This window comes from Brevundimonas sp. (assembly GCF_046295595.1).
In the GTDB taxonomy this organism is placed as follows: domain Bacteria; phylum Pseudomonadota; class Alphaproteobacteria; order Caulobacterales; family Caulobacteraceae; genus Brevundimonas.
The window spans coordinates 19,477-39,963 of the sequence record NZ_JBKBMX010000013.1 but is presented as its reverse complement, the minus strand read 5'-3'; the positions used below and the strand labels follow the sequence as shown (position 1 = coordinate 39,963).

Annotated in this window: 19 protein-coding genes; 7 read left to right on the top strand and 12 right to left on the bottom strand. The window is 69.6% G+C overall.

Going from position 1 to position 20,487, the window contains the following annotated elements:
- Position 1: 1 nt before the first annotated feature.
- Positions 2-2,221, bottom strand: a complete 2,220-nt coding sequence (gene uvrB / locus ACK4JY_RS10010) for an excinuclease ABC subunit UvrB (protein WP_409605302.1) — start codon at positions 2,219-2,221, stop codon at positions 2-4.
- Between the two features lie 311 nt (positions 2,222-2,532).
- Here uvrB and ACK4JY_RS10005 point away from each other — a divergent pair, with 311 nt between their 5' ends.
- The gene (locus ACK4JY_RS10005) at positions 2,533-3,318 is read left to right on the top strand and encodes an isocitrate lyase/phosphoenolpyruvate mutase family protein (RefSeq protein ID WP_409605227.1); all 786 of its coding nucleotides are present in this window, start codon (positions 2,533-2,535) and stop codon (positions 3,316-3,318) included.
- On the opposite strand, the gene ACK4JY_RS10000 is transcribed toward ACK4JY_RS10005, so the two are convergent.
- Positions 3,315-4,352 carry a mechanosensitive ion channel family protein gene (locus tag ACK4JY_RS10000; RefSeq protein ID WP_409605225.1) on the bottom strand — a complete coding sequence of 346 codons (1,038 nt, stop codon included), beginning with the start codon at positions 4,350-4,352 and terminating at the stop codon, positions 3,315-3,317. The two genes, ACK4JY_RS10005 and ACK4JY_RS10000, sit on opposite strands and share 4 nt — an antisense overlap.
- 99 nt (positions 4,353-4,451) lie before the next feature.
- Between ACK4JY_RS10000 and ACK4JY_RS09995 the strand changes: the two genes are divergently transcribed.
- Positions 4,452-4,979: a methylated-DNA--[protein]-cysteine S-methyltransferase gene (locus ACK4JY_RS09995; protein WP_409605223.1), complete on the top strand. Its 528-nt coding sequence runs from the start codon at positions 4,452-4,454 to the stop codon at positions 4,977-4,979.
- Here the strand turns inward: ACK4JY_RS09995 and ACK4JY_RS09990 are convergent.
- Together ACK4JY_RS09990 and ACK4JY_RS09985 are read right to left on the bottom strand one after the other, a co-directional pair.
- Positions 4,976-6,268 (bottom strand): Nramp family divalent metal transporter, encoded by a 1,293-nt coding sequence (locus ACK4JY_RS09990; protein WP_409605221.1) that lies wholly within the window; start codon positions 6,266-6,268, stop codon positions 4,976-4,978. The two genes, ACK4JY_RS09995 and ACK4JY_RS09990, sit on opposite strands and share 4 nt — an antisense overlap.
- 119 nt (positions 6,269-6,387) lie before the next feature.
- Positions 6,388-7,479, bottom strand: a complete 1,092-nt coding sequence (locus ACK4JY_RS09985; protein WP_409605219.1) for a hypothetical protein — start codon at positions 7,477-7,479, stop codon at positions 6,388-6,390.
- Positions 7,480-7,630: 151 nt separating this feature from the next.
- Between ACK4JY_RS09985 and ACK4JY_RS09980 the strand changes: the two genes are divergently transcribed.
- The gene (locus ACK4JY_RS09980; RefSeq protein ID WP_409605218.1) at positions 7,631-8,455 is read left to right on the top strand and encodes a sulfite exporter TauE/SafE family protein; all 825 of its coding nucleotides are present in this window, start codon (positions 7,631-7,633) and stop codon (positions 8,453-8,455) included.
- Positions 8,456-8,593: 138 nt separating this feature from the next.
- On the opposite strand, the gene ACK4JY_RS09975 is transcribed toward ACK4JY_RS09980, so the two are convergent.
- Both ACK4JY_RS09975 and ACK4JY_RS09970 read right to left on the bottom strand, forming a co-directional pair.
- Complete coding sequence (locus ACK4JY_RS09975; RefSeq protein WP_409605216.1) at positions 8,594-9,100, bottom strand: TIGR02281 family clan AA aspartic protease; 507 nt, start codon at positions 9,098-9,100, stop codon at positions 8,594-8,596.
- Between the two features lie 200 nt (positions 9,101-9,300).
- Complete coding sequence (locus tag ACK4JY_RS09970) at positions 9,301-9,507, bottom strand: DUF1289 domain-containing protein (protein WP_409605214.1); 207 nt, start codon at positions 9,505-9,507, stop codon at positions 9,301-9,303.
- Positions 9,508-9,661: 154 nt separating this feature from the next.
- On the opposite strand from ACK4JY_RS09970, the gene ACK4JY_RS09965 reads away from it, so the two are divergent.
- Both ACK4JY_RS09965 and ACK4JY_RS09960 read left to right on the top strand, forming a co-directional pair.
- Positions 9,662-9,820, top strand: a complete 159-nt coding sequence (locus ACK4JY_RS09965) for a hypothetical protein (RefSeq protein WP_409605213.1) — start codon at positions 9,662-9,664, stop codon at positions 9,818-9,820.
- A 109-nt stretch (positions 9,821-9,929) separates the two neighbouring features.
- A complete protein-coding gene (locus tag ACK4JY_RS09960) occupies positions 9,930-10,727 on the top strand; it encodes a crotonase/enoyl-CoA hydratase family protein (protein WP_409605211.1) in 798 nt (265 codons plus the stop codon).
- A 3-nt stretch (positions 10,728-10,730) separates the two neighbouring features.
- Here ACK4JY_RS09960 and ACK4JY_RS09955 read toward each other — a convergent pair whose 3' ends face one another.
- Genes ACK4JY_RS09955 through ACK4JY_RS09945 form a run of 3 tightly spaced genes read right to left on the bottom strand, consistent with a single transcriptional unit; the run spans position 10,731 to position 13,664 of the window.
- Positions 10,731-11,744 carry an HlyD family secretion protein gene (locus ACK4JY_RS09955; RefSeq protein ID WP_409605209.1) on the bottom strand — a complete coding sequence of 338 codons (1,014 nt, stop codon included), beginning with the start codon at positions 11,742-11,744 and terminating at the stop codon, positions 10,731-10,733.
- A 25-nt stretch (positions 11,745-11,769) separates the two neighbouring features.
- Complete coding sequence (locus ACK4JY_RS09950; protein ID WP_409605208.1) at positions 11,770-12,525, bottom strand: ABC transporter ATP-binding protein; 756 nt, start codon at positions 12,523-12,525, stop codon at positions 11,770-11,772.
- Entirely contained in the window at positions 12,522-13,664 is a 1,143-nt protein-coding gene (locus ACK4JY_RS09945) for an ABC transporter permease (protein ID WP_409605206.1), read from the bottom strand. Before ACK4JY_RS09945 ends, ACK4JY_RS09950 begins: the two co-directional genes overlap by 4 nt.
- A 155-nt stretch (positions 13,665-13,819) precedes the next feature.
- Between ACK4JY_RS09945 and ACK4JY_RS09940 the strand changes: the two genes are divergently transcribed.
- Positions 13,820-15,886 carry a S46 family peptidase gene (locus tag ACK4JY_RS09940; protein ID WP_409605204.1) on the top strand — a complete coding sequence of 689 codons (2,067 nt, stop codon included), beginning with the start codon at positions 13,820-13,822 and terminating at the stop codon, positions 15,884-15,886.
- 72 nt (positions 15,887-15,958) lie between these two features.
- Here the strand turns inward: ACK4JY_RS09940 and ACK4JY_RS09935 are convergent, their stop codons facing one another.
- On the bottom strand, positions 15,959-16,858 hold the full coding sequence (locus ACK4JY_RS09935; RefSeq protein ID WP_409605202.1) for a manganese catalase family protein: 900 nt from the start codon (positions 16,856-16,858) through the stop codon (positions 15,959-15,961).
- 108 nt (positions 16,859-16,966) lie between these two features.
- Between ACK4JY_RS09935 and ACK4JY_RS09930 the strand changes: the two genes are divergently transcribed.
- Positions 16,967-19,003, top strand: a complete 2,037-nt coding sequence (locus ACK4JY_RS09930; protein WP_409605200.1) for a S46 family peptidase — start codon at positions 16,967-16,969, stop codon at positions 19,001-19,003.
- Between the two features lie 159 nt (positions 19,004-19,162).
- Here the strand turns inward: ACK4JY_RS09930 and pgsA are convergent, their stop codons facing one another.
- A complete protein-coding gene (pgsA, locus tag ACK4JY_RS09925) occupies positions 19,163-19,798 on the bottom strand; it encodes a CDP-diacylglycerol--glycerol-3-phosphate 3-phosphatidyltransferase (RefSeq protein ID WP_409605199.1) in 636 nt (211 codons plus the stop codon).
- A 54-nt stretch (positions 19,799-19,852) separates the two neighbouring features.
- Positions 19,853-20,476 (bottom strand): carbonic anhydrase, encoded by a 624-nt coding sequence (locus ACK4JY_RS09920; protein WP_409605197.1) that lies wholly within the window; start codon positions 20,474-20,476, stop codon positions 19,853-19,855.
- Positions 20,477-20,487 lie beyond the last annotated feature (11 nt).

Here is a 20,487-nt window from a genome sequence, read left to right as displayed (position 1 = left end):
ATCACCGCCCCTTCCGGAACGCCTCCGCCTTCTCCGCCGCCGCATCGGCCCGCCACCGCTTCGGCGCGCTCTTGTCCACCGCCTCCCCCTCGGCCGTCAGCACTTCATTGGCGAACTCGAGGTCCATCAGCTTCATGCGTTTGATCTCGTCGCGCAGGCGGGCGGCCTCCTCGAACTCGAGGTTGGCGGCGGCGTTGCGCATGCGGCCTTCGAGGTCCTTGAGGGCGGCCTGGAAGTTGGAGCCGGTGAAGGGGCGGGACTCCTCCTTGACCCCGGGCGCCGTCAGCTTGTCGAGGGCGCGGGACTCATAGGGGCTGGCCATGATCTCGTGGATGTCGCGCTTGACCGACTCCGGGGTGATGCCGTGTTCGGCGTTGTAGGCCTCCTGCTTCTCGCGGCGGCGGTTGGTCTCGGCGATGGCGCGCTCCATCGAGCCGGTCATGCGGTCGGCGTAGAGGATGACGCGGCCGTCGACGTTGCGGGCGGCGCGGCCGATGGTCTGGATCAGCGACGTCTCGGAGCGCAGGAAGCCCTCCTTGTCGGCGTCGAGGATGGCGACCAGGCCGCACTCGGGGATGTCGAGGCCCTCGCGCAGCAGGTTGATGCCGATCAGCACGTCGAACGAACCGAGGCGCAGGTCGCGCAGGATCTCGATCCGCTCCAGGGTGTCGACGTCGGAGTGCATGTAGCGGACGCGGACGCCCTGTTCGTGCATGTACTCCGTCAGGTCCTCGGCCATCTTCTTGGTCAGGACGGTGACGAGCGAGCGGTAGCCGTCGCGGGCGACCTGTTTGACCTCGTCGATGACGTCGTCGACCTGGTTGCGGGTGTCGCCGCTGACCGGGCGGATCTCGACCGGGGGGTCGATCAGGCCGGTCGGGCGGATGACCTGTTCGGTGAAGACGCCGCCAGTCTTGTCCATCTCCCACGGGCCGGGGGTGGCGCTGACGAACATCGTCTGCGGCCGCATGGCGTCCCATTCGTCGAATTTGAGCGGGCGGTTGTCGATGGCGCTGGGCAGGCGGAAGCCGTACTCCGCCAGGGTCGATTTTCGGCGGTAGTCGCCCCGGTACATGGCGCTGATCTGGCCGACGGTGACGTGGCTCTCGTCGACGAACAGCAGGGCGTTGTCGGGGATGTATTCGAAGAAGGTCGGCGGCGGCTCGCCGGGGGCGCGGCCGGTCAGCCAGCGGCTGTAGTTCTCGATGCCGGCGCAGGAGCCGGTGGCCTCCATCATCTCCAGATCGAAGCGCACGCGTTGCTCGAGGCGCTGGGCCTCCAGCAGCTTGCCGTTCTCGACCATCCAGTCGAGCGTCTCCTTCAGCTCGGCCTTGATGCCGGTGATGGCCTGGTTCAGCGACGGTCGCGGGGTGACGTAGTGGCTGGCGGCGTAGACGGTGACCTCCTCGAGGTCGGCGGTCTTCCTGCCGGTGAGCGGATCGAATTCTTGTATTGATTCCAGCTCGTCGCCGAACAGCTGGATGCGCCAGGCGCGGTCTTCCATGTGGACGGGGAAGATCTCGATCACGTCGCCGCGCTTGCGGAACATGCCGCGCTCGAAGGCGGCGTCGTTGCGCTTGTATTGCAGCGCGATCAGGTCGGCGCGCAGCTTGGCCTCGTCGATCTGGTCGCCGACCTTCAGGGTGAAGGTCATGGCGGTATAGGTCTCGACCGAGCCGATGCCGTAGATGCAGCTGACGCTGGCCACCACGATCACATCGTCCCGCTCGAGAATCGCCCGCGTCGCCGAGTGGCGCATGCGGTCGATCTGCTCGTTCACCGACGAGTCTTTCTCAATATAGGTGTCAGACTTGGGAACGTATGCTTCCGGTTGATAATAGTCGTAATACGATACGAAGTATTCGACTGCATTATCAGGGAAGAATGACTTGAACTCCGAGTATAGTTGAGCCGCCAAGGTCTTGTTGTGGGCGAGGATCAGGGCGGGGCGCTGGGTGGCCTCGATGACCTTGGCCATGGTGAACGTCTTGCCCGAGCCGGTGACGCCAAGCAGGACCTGGTCGCGCTCGCCGGACTCGGCCGTGGCGACGAGCTCGGCGATGGCCGAGGGCTGGTCGCCGGCGGGGGTGTATTTGGTCTGCAGCCGGAACGGGATGCGCTTGCGGCCGGCGGGCCGGTCGGGGCGGTGCGGGACCCAGTCGGAGGGGGAGCCCGGCGCCTCCTCCGGGGTCAGGCGCGGCCCGCTGACCGGGGCGAACATCGGCATGTGCGGCGTCTTCGCCGGCGCCTTGGGCGCGCGGCCCTCGTCGTCGCGCAGGAAGGCGGCGGGAGCCTCGGCCATGGCCTGACCGGGGACGTGCACCGGCTTGGTGATACGGGGCGCGGAGCCCTTGGGCGAACTGGAACGGTTCATGAACGCAATCTAGGGCGAGGAGGGACGGTTCGCCAGTGAACGCGCGTCAGCGACGGAGGCTGCTGACAGCCGGCGTCAGCAGTCGGGTGCCGATGTCCGGAAACCGCGAGCGCGCAGCGGCGGCGGGCCCCATGATGGGCTTAAACTCGGAGACCGCCATGACCGCCTTTCACGACCTGCACCGCGACGGCCTGCTGATCCTGCCCAACGCTTGGGACGGGGGGTCGGCGGCGCTGATGCGGGCCAGGGGCGCGAAGGCGGTGGCGACGACCAGCGCCGGCGTGGCCTGGTCGCTGGGCTGGCCGGACGGCGACGCCCTGCCGGTCGAGCGGGTGGTTCAGGCGGCGCGCGACGTGGTGCGGGGCGCGGGCGGCCTGCCGGTCTCGATCGACATCGAGCGCGGCTATTCGGACGATCCGGCGGCGGTCGCGGCGCTGGCGGCCCGGCTGGTCGAGGCGGGGGCGCAGGGGATCAATATCGAGGACGGCGGCGGTTCGCCCGAGGCGCTGGCGGCCAAGATCGCGGCGGTCAGGGCGGCGGTGGGCGGGGCGCTGTTCGTCAACGCCCGCTGCGACGTGTGGCTGGGCGGGATCGGGGCGCCGGAGACGCGGGTGGCCGAGGCGACGCGACGCGGCGGCCTCTATCAGGCGGCCGGGGCCGACGGGCTGTTCACCCCGGGGCTGACGGACCCGGCGGACATCGCGGCGATGGTCGGCGCGACGCCCCTGCCGCTGAACCTGCTGGCCTTCCCGGGCCTGGCCGACGCGCGGACGCTGGAGGGGCTGGGCGTGCGGCGGCTGAGCGCGGGATCGGGCATCGTCGGCGCGGTCTGGGGCCGGGCGGCGAGGCTGACGGAGGGCTTCCTCGCCGACGGACGGTCCGAGCCGCTGAAGGACGGGGCGATGGCCTGGGGCGAGATCAACGCCCTGATGCCGCCCGCCTAGGTCGGGCGCGATGCGTGTGGTCCGTCCCGGTCGCCATCGAGCGGATCGGGCGGCGTCATCAGGTCCTCGGCGGCGTCGTTGACCGGGGGGGCCGAGGGCGCCGGGTCGGCAGGCGGGGTGCGGGGCGCGGGCGGCGCGCCGCGCCGCAGGCCGAGGGTTTCGAGCGCGTCCTCGCCCTCGTGGCCGAAGACGCTGCGGATGCGCAGGTCGGTCTGCGGGAAGGGAATTTCGATCCCGGCCTTGTCGAGGGCGTCGGCGATGGCCCAAGTGTAGGCGGCGTGCATCGCCCCGGGCCGCTTGACCGCCTCGCGCGTCGGCCAGACCAGCAGCTCGAAATCCAGCCCGCTTTCGCCGAAGCCGACCAGCCAGACCTGGCTCTTGCGCGTCTCGGTCTCCGGCAGGGTAAAGGGACTGGCGCGCGCCGCCTCCAGCACCGCCTCGCGCACCTCGGAGCGCTTGGCGCCATAGGCGACGGAGAAGGGAATGTGGATGCGGCGGGTGTCGCCCTTGAGCGTCCAGTTGATCACCCGCCCCTCGATGAAGCGCGAATTGGGGACGAGGATGTTGATGTTGTCGTTGTTGCGCAGACGGGTGGCGCGCGGGCCGATCTCGGCGATAACGCCGCGCACGTCGTCCTCCAGCTCGACATAGTCGCCGACCGAGACCATGCGGTCGAAGATCAGGAACAGGCCGGAGACGAACTCCTTGACCACCCCCTGCAGGCCGAGGCCGACGCCGATGCCGATGGCGCCGGCGAACACGGCCAGCGACGACAGGTTGAGCCCCGCCGACGACAGCGCGGCGATGGCGCCGAAGACGATGAGGCCGTAGCTGGCCATCTTCTCCAGCACATACAGGGCGCCGGCGCTGCGGCCCGAGCGCTCGCGCAGCCGGGCGAGGCTACGGCCGACCACCCGCGACAGGACCCAGGCGATGACGAAGACGACGATGCCGGTCGCCACGCCGCCGAGGGTGACGGGCGCGCCGCCGAAGCGAAACAGGGTGTCGGCGCCGAGTGAGGTGAAGTCAATCATGGCAGGGGAGCGCGTGCGGTATGGTGACGGTTCCGCGCCAGCGCGACGGGAGCCGAAAACCGCGAGCCATGACGCCCCGCCCGGTGCAGGATGGGAGCCATGACCCCTTCGCCGCCCCCTGCCCTGACGTTGTCGTCGGTGGACAGTCCGATCGGTCCGCTGGCCCTGGCCTGCGACGATGACGGCGTCCTGCGCGGCCTGTCGTTCGGCGACGGTCTGATCAAGGCGATGCGGCGCGAGTATCCGGCGGCGGCGCTGGCCGACGGGGACGCCCCGGCGGGGGTGGCGCGCGCGATGGCCGCCTATTTCGACGGGGATCGCGAAGCCCTGACACGGGCGCCGTGGTCACTGGAGGGCGCCGTCGCCGGGTACGGCTTCCACGCCCGGGTGTGGCGGGCTCTGGCCGGGGTGCCGGCGGGTCTGACCATCAGCTATGGCGAAATGGCGCGCCGGGCCGGCGAGCCCGGAGCGGCCCAGGCGGCCGGCGTGGCGCTGAACCGCAATCCGCTGCCGCTGGTGCTGGCCTGCCACCGGGTGGTGGGGGCTGACGGGGCGCTGATGGGATTCGGCGGCGGGCTGGAGCGCAAGGGCTGGCTGCTGCGCCACGAGGGCGCGCTGCTGCTCTAGCCGAACAGGCCGATCAGTTCGCGGCCGGCGAGGACGCAGAACAGCAGGCCGCCCGCCGCCAGCATGCCGTTGGACAGCCAGTGGCTGCGCCACTCGGGCGGAGTGCGCGACGAGTTGAGCAGCCAGATCAGGGTCAGGGCGAGGAAGGGCATGAACAGGGCCCCGAGCGCGCCATAGGCGACGATCAGGCCGAACGGGCGGTCCATGAACAGCAGGGCCATGGGCGGGAAGGTCAGCCACAGCAGGTAGCCGTGGAAGGCCGGGCTGCCCTCGCCCTTGGCCGTGGCGTCACCGGCGCGGCTGCGGACGTGGGCCCAGAAGTCGGCGAACATCAGGCTGACGCCATGCCAGACCCCGATCAGGGACGAGAAGCTGGCGGCGAAGAAGCCGACCAGGAACATGACGCCGACCACGTCGCCGAACCGTTCGCGCAGCACGCCGTCAAGGTCGAGCAGGCCACGGTCGCCTTGGGTCAGGGCGATGTTGGAGGCGTACAGCAGCTCGGCGCCGACGATCAGCATGGCCACGACAAAGACGCCGGTGACGGCGTAGCCGACGCGGTTGTCCAGCCTCATCACCCGCATCCATGCCGGGCCGCGCCAGCCCTTCTCTCCGATCCAGTAGCCGTAGGCGGCCAGGGTGATGGTGCCGCCAACGCCGCCGATCAGGCCAAGAGTATAGAAGGCCGAACCGGCCGGCAGGGTCGGGATCAGACCGCGCGCGAGGGCCGGCAGGTCGGGCGCGACGATGACGGCCAGGCCGACGACCGTGACGAACATCACCGCCACGAGGCCGGTCATCAGCTTTTCGAAGACCGGATAGCGGTTGAACCAGACCAGCACGAGGCCGACCACGCCGCAGATCATGGCCCAGGTCTTGAGGTCCAGCGCCATGGCCGTGCCGTCCAGCAGCGCCGCCAGCGGCAGGGCCGAGGCGGTCATGGCCGTGGCCCCGTAGACGAAACCCCAGAGCACGACATAGACGCCGAAATAGACGCTGGCCCAGTTGAGCCGCCCGTTGAACCAACCCGGCCCGAGGCTGGACCAGCCCTCGAAAATGGTCCGCCCCGAGGCGAGGGCCCAGCGGCCGACGGCCTCGGCGAGGGATATCTTCAGCAAGGTCCCCGCCACCGCGGCCCACAGCAGGGCGTAGCCGAACATCGAGCCGGCGATCAGGGTCGCGACCAGATCCCCGGCGCCGACTCCGGTGGCGGCGGCGACGATGCCCGGACCGATCAGACGCCAGCGGCTGCCGTGCGCAGGGGTGGTGTCGGTCGCGGCGTCAGTCATGCGGGCGTCGGCTCCGGTGCGTGCCGGCGGAGCTTAGCCGCGGGCCGGGCCGTTTGTCGCGGTCAACGTCGCGCGAGGCGAGTCGGAAGGGGGGCGATAAGCGCCCCCCTTCCATCGGCTCAGCGTCGGACGACGACGCGGGCTTCGAGGTCGGCCCAGCGGCGGGTCAGGTCGCGCAGTTCCTCGCGCAGGCGGGCGGCTTCGGTGCGGCTGATCTGGCCGCTGCGCTCGCCGGCGGTGATGCGGGCCTCGATCTCGGCGGCGCGGGGATCGGCGCCGTAACCGCCGTCATAGCCGCCGCTGGCGCCGACGCGGCGGTCGAGGTCAGCGAGGCGGGCGGTCAGGTCCTGCTGTTCGCGGGCGCTGAGGCCGTCGCGCATATAGTCGGACTCCAGACGGATCAGGGCCTGGAAGTCCGACCGCAGACGCGCACCCTCGCTGCTCGACAGGGCGCGGCTGCGCACGCCGGCGTCGACCCGGGCGTCGAAGGCGGAGCGCTGGTCGATCAGCGGACGCCAGCCATAGCTCATGTCGTCGTCGCGGACCTGTTCGCCGACGCGTTGCGACAGGGCGCGGTAGCGGTCGCGCAGGTCCTGACGCTCGGTGGTGGTCATGCGGCCGTCGGCGGCGTAGCGGGTTTCGAGCTGGACCAGGGCGTCATAGTCGGCGCGCAGGCGGCCGGCCTCGGTGCGGCTGAGCGAGCCGTCGCGGACGCCGGCCTCGATGCGGGCGTCGAGATCGGCGCGCTGCTGATAGAGCGGGCGGCGACCGCGGCTCCAGTCTTCGTCGAGGACGGTGTCCTGCTGGGCGGTCTGGCCGCCGAACAGGGCGCCGAGGATGGCGCCGAAGACGCCGCCGGGCTGCTCCTGCACCGGGGTCTGGCCATAGCCCTGGTCGGAACCGTAGCTGTTGTCGGGATACAGCGGGCCGACCGTGGCGCGGGCGCCGGTGCAGCTGAGAACGCCGTCGCGGTTGGTGATGCCGCCGCGGCAGTCGACGCTGCGGATCGAGCTCCAGCGGAAGCCGCCAGCGGTCTGGCACTCGGCCGAGATATAGCCGTTGGCCAGCTGTTCGACGTTGCGGCACGACGACGGGACGCCGGTCTGGCCGGACGGGTAGCTGGTGTAGGGGGTCTGGGCCTGGACGGCGCCGGCGGTGGCGAGGGCCAGCGCGCCGGCCGCGAGGGCCGAGAGAGTCTGAATGGCGGTCATGGGGGGTGTCTTTCCGTGGGGGTTGCCCTGTGCGGAGAGAACGGGGTTCCCGGAGGAAGGTTGCTATGGGGCGAGCGCGCCCTTCCCTCCCCTCCACCGCGCTGCGCGCGGTCCCCCTCCCCCGGCGGGGGAGGAATGCTAGACCGGGCGGATGACCGACCTGCCTGTGAACGAGATCCTGATGCTGCTGGCCGCCCTCGTCGCGGCGGGGCTGGCGGGCGGCGTGGTCGCCGGGCTGTTCGGCGTCGGCGGCGGCACAGTGATCGTGCCGGCGGTGTTCTACGCCTTCGAGGTGCTGGGCGTCGGCGGCGAGAGCAATCTGCACACGGCGATCGGCACCTCCCTGCTGACCATCGTCGCCACCTCATGGCGGTCGCTGGGGGCGCATCGGGCGCACGGGGCGGTGGACGAGGTGGTGCTGAAGACGTGGACGCCGTGGGTGGCCTTCGGCGGGCTGGTCGGGGCGGGCGTCGCCGGCGTGACCTCGATGGAGGGGCTGGCCATCGTCTATGGCGTCTGTCTGGCGGTGGTGGCGGCGCAACTGGGGCTGCTGCCCGAGCGGTTCGTGCTCCGCCCGGACCTGCCGACGGGCTGGGGCCGGCGTGGCTTCGGGACGCTGATCGGCGGGTTGTCGGCGATGATGGGGATCGGCGGCGGCAGTTTCGGCGGCATGCTGATGACCCTGTGCGGACGGCCGATCCACCAGGCGGTGGCGACAGCGTCGGGCTTCGGCGTGGCTATCGGCGCGGCGGCGACCCTTGGCTTTGTGGTGTTCGGTTGGGACGCGGGCGGGCGACCGCCGCTGTCGCTGGGCTATGTCAACGTCCCGGGCGCGGTGGTGATGGCGGTGCTGACCACGGCGGTGGCGCCATGGGGCGCGAAGCTGGCGCATTCGCTGGACCGCCGCGTGCTGCGCAAGGCGTTCGCCCTGTATCTGCTGGCGACGGCGGTGGTGGTGATGGTGAAGGCTGTTTGAGGCAGCAGGCAGCAGGCAGCAGGCAGGGGGCAGGGGGCAGGGGGCAGGAAGCTTCGCCTTGGGCGGTTGTCGAGCCTGAGAGCCGTTTTGTTTCTGTTGCCTGTTGCCTGTTGCCTGCTGCCTGCTGCCTGACCCCGCTCAGGGCCGGAGCGTCAGGGCGGTCGGCGTGGCGCTGAACGAGGACAGTCGTCCGAGGTAGCTCATGCCGAGCAGGGAGTGCGGCAGGCCGGCCTCGACGACGAGGGCCTCGACCCGCTCGACGCGGGCGCCGGCGACGGCGACGACCTGCAGCTCGACCGGGGCGGCGCCAACGGGCCCCGAGGCGGTGATCACCGTGCCGGAGAAGTCGGCGGGCGCGAGGCTGAGACCGAGACGGGCGGCGTCGGCGCGGGTCAGGGCCACGACGCTGGCGCCGGTGTCGACCATGACCCGGACCGCCCGGCCCTCGATCAGGGCGTCGGCCCAGTAGTGGCCGTCGGCGGCCTTGAGCACCTGGGCCGGCGCGCCGGCGGCGGGGGCGGAGACAACGGGGGTGGCGGCCTGGGCCTGGCTGCGCAGGCCGGCCTGATCCATCCACCAGGCGGTGGTCAGGGCCGAGGCGACGGCGAGGGCCATGACGGCCGCGGAGGATGGGTCGAACCGCATGACCATGCTCTCGCACGGGAGCGGTTGGGATGCGGTGAAGAGGGATGGTTGGCGGGGGGTAAACGGGGGACAGGGAGCGAGGGATTAGGGATGAGGGATTAGGGATTAGGAGGAGGAGGAAGCGATCGTGAGGATCGCCTCGCAAATCCCCCCTATGCCTTGGTCGTCGGCCCTAATCCCTCATCCCTAATCCCTAATCCCTATCCCTGACTTGCCGCCCGCCCCGGCAGCGCCGCCATGATCGCCGCCCGTTCGGCATCGCTGAAACGGCTCCAGCCGCCGATCTCGGACAGGGTGCGCCAGCATCCGAGGCAGAGGGCCGAGGCGCCGTCGACGACGCAGACCTGCACGCACGGAGTGGCGATCGCGCGCGGCGGACGGGGGGCTTCCGGGGCGTTAGATGACATAGATACGAAATATGGTCCGATACCGGAGTAAAAATGCTTGCGTTTCCCGACCGTCGCGCCTACCTTGACCCTGACGCGAAACGACTAGGAGGGTGAGAGTCCCTGTAAGCACGACGTGTCTCTTTTCATCGTTCAGCGAAAGGAGACATCAAAGATGAACGACGAGGATCGCAAACTCCAGCACACCATGATGTCCTTCGCCCTGTGGGGCGGGATGCTGGTGAACAATCGGGCGGCCAACCGGGGCGGCGACCGGGTGGTCAGCCACCCCTCCAACTTCGTCCCGTTCAAGATCGACCGGGCCGGCCGCTAGACCCCGAATCGCATGACAGAGCCCCGGCCGGCAGGCCGGGGTTTTGCGTTTCGGACCTCCGCATTTCACCGGATTTGTGCGGTGCGATCGAATGCGGCACGGTCAGCGCATGACCCTTCTCCACATAGAACGCCGCGGCCCCATCGAGATCTGGACCCTGGACCGGGCCGAGCGGCTGAACGCCCTGCCCGATCTGGAGGACGGCGAGACCTTCGCCCGCGCCTGCGCCGCGGTGAACGCCGATCACGCGGAGCGCTGCGTGGTCATCACCGGCGCGGGCCGGGCCTTCTCGGCCGGCGGCGACCTCAAGGCCATGCGCGATCGGCGCGACCTGTTCGAGGGGTCGGGGGCGGAGATCCGCGACCGCTATCGCCGGGTGGTGCACCGGATCGTGCGCTCGCTGTACGGGCTGGAGGCGCCGCTGATCGCGGCCGTCAACGGCGCGGCCATGGGGCTGGGCTGCGACATCGCCGGGCTGGCCGACATCCGTATCGCCTCGGGCACGGCCACGTTCGGCGTGCCGTTCCTCAAGTTGGGCATATTGCCGGGCGACGGCGGGGCCTGGCTGCTGCCGCGCAACGTCGGCTACGCCCGGGCGGCGGAGATGCTGTTCACCGGCGACTCGATCGACGCGGCGACGGCGGAGCGCTGGGGACTGGTCAACCATGTCGTCGCGCATGAGGCGCTGATGAGCGAGGCCCTGGCCATGGCCGACCGGGTCGCGGCCCACGCGCCGCAGGCGCTGCGCATGGCCAAGACCCTGCTGCGCCAGGGCCGCGACATGAATTTCGACCAGATGCTGGAGATGACCGCCGCCATGCAGGCGCTGGCGCATCTGACCGGGGACCACGCCGAGGGCGTGGCGGCGGTGCTGGAGAAGCGGCCGGCGGACTTCACCGGCCGCTGATCGTCAGCTCGCGGCCGGAGACTGCATGGCCCGGTCCGCCGTCACGCCCGCCGCGGCGGCGCGCGGGGCGCCGGCGCGCTCGCCCGGCTTCATGAACTTGACCAGCACCCGCTGACCGATCAGCAGCGGCGCGTTGTCGGCCGAGACGACGACCTCGACGACGCGTTCGTCGGTGCGCTGCGACGGGTCCTCGGAGGCCAGCTTGCGGGCCCCGAACAGGGGAGCGCGGCGCAGGACGCGGCCGACATAGACCTTGGACTGGTCGACCTCGGAGATCAGCTCGACCTCCTGACCGTCGGTCACGTTCGGGATGTCGGCCTCGACGATTTCGGCGCGGACGATGCGCTGGGTGTTGGGCTCGAGATCGAACATGTTGGACACGTTCAGGGTCGAGGCGCCGGCGCCCGGATTGGCGTAGCGGCGCACGATGCGGCCGTCCATCGGGGCGCGGATCACGGTCAGTTCGAGGTTGTAGGCGGCCTCGTTGAGGCGGGCGCGGGCCGTCTGGATCGACGCTTGCTGCGATCCGAGGCGGGCCTCGGCGGCGGCGATCTGGTCGCGGGCCTCATCCATGCGCGCGGCGGCGACGAAATTCGTATCAACGAGGCGGGCGAGACGATCATGCTCGCGCCGGGCGGTGCTGATGTCGACCTGGATCGCGCGCAGCTGGCTTTCGGCCTGGGCGACCTCGGCCTGGGCGCGGGCGAGGGCGAGGCGCGGCTCGTCGTCTTCCTGACGGGCGAGGATCTGGCCGGTCGTGACGCGCTCGCCCTCCTGCACATAGACCGCCTTGACCACGCCGCCGCGGCGGGCGGCGACCTGGATGATGCCGCCCTCGACATCGGCCTTGCCGTTGGCGATGGCCGCATAGGGGCTGTCGATCTTCTCGGCGGCGGCCTTCTCGGTCTCGGCCTTTTTCGCGGCCGCGCCCTGTTGCATGGCCATGAAGCCGACGACGACGAGCACGACCAGCACGAGGCCGATCCAGAGCCACTTGTTCTTGAGGAAGCGGGGCATTTTTCGGGAGTCCTTGAGGAACGGGCTAGTGCGAGCCGAGGGTGGCGTTGGGATCGGGGGTGCGGCGCTGATCGTCGAGAATACGGCCGTCCTCGATGTGGATGACCCGGTCGGCCCAGGCCTCGAGGCGCGGGTCGTGGGTCACGCAGATGACGGCGGCGCCGTGTTCGGTGGCGGCCCGCCGCAGCAGGCGGATGACTACCTGGCCGTTCTCGCCGTCGAGGGCCGAGGTCGGTTCGTCGGCGAACAGCAGGGCCGGGTTCTTGGCCAGGGCGCGGGCGATGGCGATGCGCTGCTTCTCGCCGCCCGACAGGGAATCCGGCTTCTGGTTCAGGCGGGCGCCGAGACCGACCTCCTCAAGGGCGGCGACGGCGCGACGGCGCGCCTCGTCCTTGGGCACGCCCTGGTACTTCAGCACGGTCATGACCTGCTGGGTCGCGGTCAGGGCGGGGAACAGGTTGAAGCCTTGGAAGATGAAGCCGCAATTATCGAGGCGGAATTTGTCGATGCGGCCGGACGAATGGTCCCACAGGTCGTCGACATCGAGGACGTCGACGCGCCCCTCTTCAGGCTTGAGCAGGCCCGACAGGGCGGCGACGAGGGTCGACTTGCCCGAACCGGACGGGCCCATGACCATGGTCATTTCGCCGTGCCGCGCGTCGAAGTCGACGCCCTTGAGGACCTCGATGAAGGTGCGGCCGGTCTTGAAGCGCTTGACCAGGCCCTTGGCCTCGATGGCCGACTCGCCGGCGCGGCCGTGGGTGACGGTGTTGGAGTTCATCGCAGCAGATCCGCCGGCTGGCTCTTCTTCAGGACGCCCAGCGACAGGAAGCCGGAGGCGAGGGCGATCACCAGGAGCATGATGCAGACGCCCGCGACCATCGGGATGGGGAAGGCCATGGTCAGGCCGCCGCTGGTGGCCAGCAGGGACACCGCCCAGGTCAGCAGGCCGGCAGCGAATATGCCGGCGATGCCGACCCAGAAGCTGAGCTCCATGACGATGCCGCGCAGCGAGCCCATCGACACGCCGAGGGCGCGCAGCGAGGCGAACTCCTTGATATTGGCCATGATGGCCCCGCGCAGGGTCTGCCAGGTGATGGCGACGCCGATCAGGATGCCGAGGAACAGGGAGAAGCCCAGCATGATGACGATGAAGCTCTCCTTGAACATCGCCGCCTGGTTGGCCTCGCCGAGGTCGGCCCGGGTCCAGGCCTTGAACTGGCCGCGCGACTGGGCGTTGAGCTGAGCGACGACCCGTTCCGAATCCGCTCCCGGCCGGATGCCGACCATCAGCGGTCCGACGCGGTCGCCGGTGCTGGCCTCGCCGAGCATGCGCAGGGTGTCCCGCGACATGACGACGCCCGCCTGCATCATGTTGGGATAGCCGCGGGTGACGGCGACCACGTAAACCGTCTTGCCGTTGTAGATGGCCTTGTCCCCAAGTTTGACGCCGAGGCGGCCGAGCGCGGTCTCGTCGATGGCGACGCCGAACGGCTGGCGCAGCGCCTCGACCAGCTCAGGGGAATAGTCGGTGGGGACCGTCACGGCGCCGGGGACGGCGTCGATGATCGAGACCTGGACGAACTCGGTCTTGCGCGGCGCGTCGCCCTCGACGACGTTCTGCCAGCGGCCGCCGGACCCGTCGAGATCGGCCACGGCGACGATGTCGGGATGGCTCTGCACCACCGGCATGATGCGCCGGGGCACGCCGGACGGACCGCCGTTGAACAGGCCCGTGGCGCCGGGCGCCATGACCATGATGTCGGCGCTGGCGCGGTCGATGGTCGCGGTGAAGGCCTTGCCGATGCCCATGAACATGCCGACCTGGGCCAGCACGAGGAGGCCCGAGAAGGCGAGCGCCACGATCGCCGCCATATAGCGACGCCACTCGTAGAGCAGGGTGGAGAGTGCAAGCGACATGAAAGAGATCGGCCCCCGGTGTTCGCCGTCATGTGACCGCGCCTGAGGGCGCGGCCAAGTTAAATCGGGGTAAGGCCGAGTGGACGCGCTTCGTTGATCGGGGCTAGGTAGACCCAGGCGCCTGCACAGACAGGCGCGACCAGAGAGAAACACCCATGATCCGTCGCACGCTCCGATCCGCCGTCTCGGTGACCGCCTCCATCGCCGCGGTGGCCGGCTTCCTGGCCGTGGCGGCCGCCCCCTCCACCGCCCTCGCCGACGAAGGCATGTGGACGTTCGACAATTTCCCGATGCAGACGGTGAACCAGAAATACGGCACGCGGATTGACCAGGCGTGGCTGGACCGGGTGCGCAACGCCTCGGTGCGGATTCAGGGCTGTTCGGCCTCCTTCGTCTCGCCCGAGGGGCTGATCCTGACCAACTGGCACTGCGTCGTCGGCTGCGCCCAGGAGCTGTCCAACGCCCAGCGGGACTATGTGAAGAACGGCTTCACCGCCGGAACCCGCGAGGAGGAGGTGCAGTGCCCCGGCCAGACCGCCGAGGTGCTGACCGAGATCACCGACGTCACCGACCGGGTGCTCGCAGCCGGCGAAGGTCTTGAGGGCGCCGCATTCAACGCCGCCCGCCAGGCCGAGGTCGGCCGCATCCAGACCGAGGCCTGCGCCGGGGACGAAAAGTTCAGCTGCCAGGTCATCAGCCTGTATCGGGGCGGCCAGTACAGCCTGCACAAATTCCGCAAATACGACGATGTGCGGCTGGTCTTCACGCCGGAAAACCAGGCGGCCTTCTTCGGCGGCGACCCCGACAATTTCAACTTCCCGCGCTACGCCCTCGATGCGGGCTTCCTGCGCGCCTATGAGAACGGCCAGCCGGCCGCGACGCCGACGTTCCTGAAATGGAACGCCGAGGCTCCGAAGGAAGGCGACGTGACCTTCGTCTCGGGCAATCCGGGCTCGACCTCGCGCCTGCTGACCATGAGCCAGCTTGAGCGGCTGCGCGACCAGCAACTGCCGATCACCCTGATCCAGACCTCTGAACTGCGCGGCCGGCTGCTGGAATATTCGCTGACCGGCGACGAGGCCAAGCGGGTGTCGTTCGACCCGATCTTCGGCCTGGAGAACAGCTTCAAGGTCTACTACGGCCAGCAGGGCGCCCTGACCGATCCCGCCTTCATGCAGACCAAGCGGGAGGCTGAGGCCGAGTTGCGCGCCCGGGTCGCCGCCGACCCCGCTCTGGTCCAGCAGATCGGCGATCCGTGGGCCGAACTGGACGCCGTGCAGGGCGTCGCCCGCGACCTCTACCTGCCGTTCCGCCAGCTGGAGCAGTCGGCGGGCGGCGGTTCGCAACTGTATCAGATGGCCAAGACGCTGGTCCGCGCCGCCCGGTCGGAAATGCCGGCCGAGCGCCGCGCGCAACTGGCGGAGATGCTCGGCGCGGAGACGCCGATCGCGACCGACATGGAAGAGATCCGGCTGCGCTACTGGCTGTCGAAGACGCGGGAGTATCTGACGGTCGACAATCGCGAGGTGAAGGCGATGCTGGGCCGCGAGAGCCCGGAAGCCCTGGCCGAACGGCTGATCGACGGCACCCGGATGGCCGACGCGAGCTTCCGTCGCGAGGCCGCCGGCATGACGTTGGACCAGCTGACGGCGGCCGACCCGCTGCTGGCCTTCGTGGCCGCCAATGACGAAGCGGCCCGGGCAATCGCCGGCCGCTGGGCCGCCGAGGTCAACGCCCCCACCGCCCGCGCGGCGGAGAAAGTCGCCCAGGCGCGCTTCGCAGTCTACGGCACCAACCAGTATCCGGACGCCACCTTCAGCCTGCGCCTGTCGTACGGCGAGGTTCGCGGCTGGACCTATCGCGGCGTGACGGTGCCGCCGTTCACCTACATCGGCGGCCTGTACGACCGGGCCACCGGGTCGGAGCCGTTCAACCTGGCCCAGGCCTTCGCCGACAATGAGTCGCGGGTGAACAAGGCGATCGTCTACGACTTCGCCTCGACCAACGACATCATCGGCGGCAACTCCGGCTCGCCGGTGATCAACGCCGAGGGCGAGGTGATCGGCGCCGCCTTCGACGGCAACATCCACTCGCTTGGCGGCTCGTTCGGCTACGACGGGGATCTGAACCGGACGGTGACGGTGTCGACCGCCGCGATCACCGAAGTGCTGCGGACCGTCTATCCGAACCCGCGCATCCTCGAGGAACTGGGCGTCGAATAGACCCTTCCGCGCCAGACAGCATGACGCCCGGCGGATCGCTCCGCCGGGCGTTTTGCTGCGACCTTGCTGACCTCAGGTCCTGGCCTGGGTTGTCGTCCCGGCCCCGGGGCCCACGCCGAGGTCCGCCCCGGTGATCGGGTCGGACTCCGGGTCGGAGGCGAGCCGCTCGGCCATGGCCTGGACCGTCGAGGCGGCCTTGCCCGTCAGGTTGACGCTGGCGCCGCCGTCGCCGCCGTCGACCGCGGCCTGGGCGTCGCGGTCATCGACCGTCTCCCACTGCTCGCCCTGGTTCCACGGCCCCTGGGCGTCGCCCTCGCCTTGGGACATATTGTAGTATTTGTCGGCGAAGTCCGGGTGGCCGGGGAGTTTGCCGGGCGGGAAGTTAGGCTGCATCGAATACAGCGCCTTTTCGAACGACTTCTGGTGCGCCACCTCGCGCGTCATCAGGAAGGTCAGCGCATCCTTGATGCCGGGGTCGTCGGTGACGTTGATCAGCCGCTCGTAGACGATCTTGGCGCGCGCCTCCGCGGCGATGTTGGAACGCAGGTCGCAGGCCGGATCGCCGATCGAGTCGACATAGGCGGCGGTCCACGGAACGCCGGCGGAGTTCACCAGCGCCGGGGCGCCGCCGTACAGAATCGAGGTCGTGTGGCTCTCGCCGCCGTCGTTCAGCGACATATAGAGGTCGGCCTCCTCCTCGACCGCCTCGGACAGGCGGCCCTTGATGCCGCGGTTGAGCATGGAGACGATCGAGCCGATCACTTCCAGGTGGCTGAGCTCCTCGGTGGCGATGTCGAGCAGCATGTCCTTGCGGCCCGCGTCCTCCTCGCCCAAGGCTTGGGTGAAGTAGCGCATGGCGGCGGCGAGTTCGCCCTGCGGCCCGCCGAACTGTTCCAGCATGAGGGTCGCGAGGGCGGGGTTCGGCTCGGACACCCTGACGGTGTACATGAGCCGCTTGTTGTGCATGAACATGGATGGAATTCCTCGCGGGCGGCATGCCCTGCCCTGCCAATCGGCCCCGCGCCCCATCGTTCCAGCTTGACCACGGAGTGAAACGCCATGTCCCGATCACAAAGACTTGTGCCTTCCCTGATCGCGCTCTGCCTCGCGGCGGGCGTTTCCGGCGCGGCGAGCGCCGAAGAGGGGATGTGGACCTTCGACAACTTCCCGATCACGCGCGCCAACCAGACGCTGGGGACCAATATCGACCAGGCGTGGCTGGACAAGGTTCGGCTGTCGTCGGTCAAGTTCGGCGGCTGTTCAGCGGGCATCGTCTCGGCCGAGGGGCTGGTGATGACCAACAACCACTGCGTCGCCAGCTGCGTCGCCAATCTGTCGACCCAGGCGGTCAACTACGCCGAGACCGGTTTCGCCCCGCGCACCCGTGAAGACGAACTGAAATGCCCGGGCGGCTCGGCCGAAGTCCTGACCGACATCTCCGACGTCACGAGCCGGATGCACGCGGCCGGCGAGGGGCTGGACGGCCAGGCCTTCACCCGGGCGCGCGACGCCGAGGCCGGCCGGATCGAACAGGAGGCCTGCGCCGGCGACGCCACCGTGCGCTGTCAGGTCGTCAGCCTGTACCGCGGCGGCCAGTTCAAGCTGTACAAGTATCGCCGCTACACCGACGTGCGCCTGGCCTGGGCGCCCGAGGACCGGGCGGCGACCTTCGGCGGCGACCTGGACAATTTCAGCTTCCCGCGCTTCGCCATCGATGCGGCCTTCATCCGCCTGTACGAGAACGGCCAGCCGGTCGCGACGCCGACCCACTTCAAGTGGAACGCCGACCAGCCGGTCGAGGGCACGCCGGTGTTCGTCTCGGGCAGCCCCGGATCGACCCAGCGGCTGCTGACCCAGGACCAGCTGATGACGGTGCGCGACGTGGTCCTGCCGATGGACCAACTGCTCGCCTCGGAGCTGCGCGGGCGGCTGATCCGGTTCGCGGCGGAGAGCGAGGAGCACGCTTTCATCGCCATGGACCCGATCGTCGGGCTGGAGAACACCTACAAGCGCGGGCGCGGCCGGATGGCGGCGCTGATCGACGTCGACTTCATGCGCGCCAAGGCGGAACAGGAAGCCGACTTCCGGCGCCGCGCCGAGGCCCCCGACGGCGGGCCGTGGGCGGCGCTGGCGGCGGTGCAGCCGATCCAGCGCGAACTGTACCCGGCCTATGCCCTGCTGGAGGGCCGGGCCGGCGGCGGCTCGCAATTGTTCCGCTGGGCCCAGACCCTGGTGCGCGGCGCGCAGGAACGCGGGAAACCCTCGGCCGAACGCCTGCCGGAATTCTCCGACAGCCGCCTCGCCTCGGTGCAGTCCGGCCTGTTCGCCGAGCGGCCGACCTATCCGGCGCTGGAGCAGGTCTATCTGGAATGGTGGCTGTCCAAGACGCGGGAGTGGTTGACGGTCGACGATCCGCGCGTGCGCAACCTGCTGGGCCGGGAGTCGCCGGAGGCCCTGTCAGCGCGACTGGTCGAAGGCTCGACCCTGGCCGACCCGGCGGTGCGGCGGGCGTTGTGGGAGGGCGGACTGGCGGCGATCGAGGCCTCGGACGATCCGATGATCCGCTATGTGCTGTCCATCCAGGACGACGCCCGCGCGGTGCGGTCGGACTGGGAAGCCCGGGTTGAGGCGCCCACGGCGCGGGCGTCCGAGCAGCTCGCCGCCCTGCGCTTCCAGACCTATGGCGACGCCGTCTATCCGGATGCGACCGGCACCCTGCGGCTGACCTATGGCCGGATAGAGGGCACGGACGTGCCGGGGCAGCGGTTCGGCGCCTTCACCACCTTCGACGGGCTGTGGGACCGGGCCACCGGCGCGCCGCCGTTCGACGTGGGTCCGAAACTGCTCGCGGCGAAGGACCGGATCGACGGCGATACGGTGCTGAACATGGCGGTGTCGTCCGACACCATCGGCGGGTCATCGGGCTCGCCCGTGGTCAATGAAGCGGGCGAGATCGTCGGGGCCAATTTCGACTCCACCGTCCTGACCCAGCGCAACGCCTATGGCTATGACGTCAAGGTCAACCGCTCGGTGATCGTGACGACCACGGCCGTGACCACGGCGCTTCGCGACGTATATGGCATGGGCCGGCTGGTCGAGGAGCTGGGGGTTCGCTGAGTGGCGAGTGGTTAGTGGTTAGTGGTTAGTGGTTAGTGGTTAGTGGTTAGTGGTTAGTGGTTAGTGGCTGGCCGCCGCTGGTGCGAAAGCGCGGCCCGCGCCGCCCTTCCGCCGCCAGCGGAGCAGCAATCACTAACCACTAGTCACGCCGCGCAGCGGCTAGAGCTGGCTCATCTTCTGCTGGGCCTTGGCGAAATACTGCCAGCCGGTCCAGAGGGTGACGATGGCGGCGAGCCAGATCAGCACATAGGCGAAGGTCTGGAAATGCGGCTGCCATTCCAGCGGCAGGCCGAAGCCATCCCACAGCAACACCAATTGCAAGGCCGCGAGGGCGACCATCTGCAGGGTCGTCTTCCACTTCGCCAGCAGGGTGACCGGCAGCTTGACCTTGCCGGCCATGGTCTCTCGCAGGGCCGAGACGGCGAACTCGCGGAACAGGATCAGGCCGCAGGGAATGGCGATCTGCGGCACGGAGCCCCAGGCGAGAACGCCGAGGATGGCGCCGGTGACGAGGATCTTGTCGGCGATCGGATCGAGGATCGCGCCCCAGCGGGTCGTGGCGTGCCAGCGTCGGGCCAGGTAGCCGTCGACCCAATCGGTCGAGGCGGCGACAATGAAGATGACGAAGGCGGTCCGGCCGAAGCGGAATTGGTCATCCGGGCTCAGATAGTTGGAGAGCATGGGAATGCCCTGCGGCGCCGCGCCGGCCAGGATCAGGAACATCACCACCCCCGCGATCAGGCGCAGGCCGGTGAGAATGTTCGGGATGGGATTGGCGTGGTGGGTGGGGGTCATTGAGGACATCCTGCTTCAACGCCGATGTGCCACGCTTCGATGCGTGAGGCGAGGCTACAAGGCTTCGAAGCGATCTGGACCGGTCAGCGCGCGCAGAATGCCGTCGGCGATGCCGAAATGCAGGCCGGTGAGGGTCAGATCGCCGGCGGCCTCGCGCTCGGCGATCCACGGGAAGGTGCGCAGGTTTTCAATCGACAGCCGCACCACCGCCTCTTCGGCGGCCCGCTCGACCTGGTCAGGTTCGACCGTTTCGGCGACGCGGCGCACCATCGGCGCGCCTTGCCGGACCCATGGGGCGACGAAGTCCTGGCAGTTGTCGGGCGCGCCGTTGAGCATGGCGTTGACCCCGCCGCAGTGGGCGTGGCCCATGACGACGATGCGGGAGACGCCGAGCCCCTTGACCCCGAACTCGAGCGCCGCCGAGACGCCGTGCAGCAGGCCGTCGGGCTCATAGGGCGGCACCAGGTTGGCGACGTTGCGCACCACGAACAGCTGGCCGGGGGCGGTGTCGAAGATCAGCGCCGGGTCGGCGCGGCTGTCGGAACAGGCGACGACGAGCGTGTGCGGCTTCTGACCCTTGGCGGCGAGGGCTTCGTACTCGGCCCGGGCCTCGGCCCAGTGACCTTCACGGAAACGGCGATAGCCAGAGAGGAGGGGGTCAGCGGAATCGATGGACATGGCGCTCGTAT